This window comes from Mesorhizobium sp. M1409, assembly GCF_040317535.1.
In the GTDB taxonomy this organism is placed as follows: Bacteria; Pseudomonadota; Alphaproteobacteria; order Rhizobiales; family Rhizobiaceae; genus Mesorhizobium.
Genome location: NZ_JAMYKV010000172.1, coordinates 1 through 527 on the forward strand (window position 1 = coordinate 1; position 527 = coordinate 527).

Consider the following 527-nt stretch of genomic DNA (forward strand, 5'->3'; position numbering starts at 1 on the left):
GATGGCCCGCTTCGGCCAGCCTCATGAGATCGCATCTGCGGTCCATTTTCTGGCGAGCGACGCATCAAGCTATATGACGGGAACGGTACTGTTGGTGGACGGAGGTTATACCTGCTGGTAGCGCCCCTGTCTTCGGGAGGGTCTCGACGACAGTTGGTTGTGAGGCAAGAAGACAGAAGCCCCACGACTGTCAATCACCACGGAATCGGGACCCTGGTTTTTCGCGCAAAAGGGACCCCGGTTGAGGGGTATTGAAGGGCACGTCCGTTAGCGCCCGATCAGGCGAAGCTGGTCGGGGTTGCACAGCCTGATCGGGTGCGGCTGATTAGCTCTTCGACTTCAGCTTTGAGAGCGGTTCTTGAAGCGCCAGGACTCGTTTCCGGTCTCGACGATCTCGCAATGATGCGTGAGCCGGTCGAGCAGCGCGGTGGTCATCTTTGCATCCGCGAATGCTTCATGATGCACCTTTCCTTGATCGCCTGGTCCATTGCAGTCGGCGTTGAAGTTGATCGATCTGGTCGCGGGAA

At 58.1% G+C, this 527-nt stretch carries 2 protein-coding genes; one reads left to right on the plus strand and one right to left on the minus strand.

Annotated features, from left to right (window positions below; translation table 11 throughout):
- Window positions 1-121 (plus strand): SDR family oxidoreductase (locus NKG99_RS35895; protein ID WP_352874200.1); only part of this gene is annotated, 121 nt, incomplete at its 5' end.
- A 218-nt stretch (window positions 122-339) separates the two neighbouring features.
- Here NKG99_RS35895 and NKG99_RS35900 read toward each other — a convergent pair.
- The coding region (locus NKG99_RS35900) for an ATP-binding protein (RefSeq protein ID WP_352826263.1) at window positions 340-527 on the minus strand (188 nt) is incomplete at its 5' end.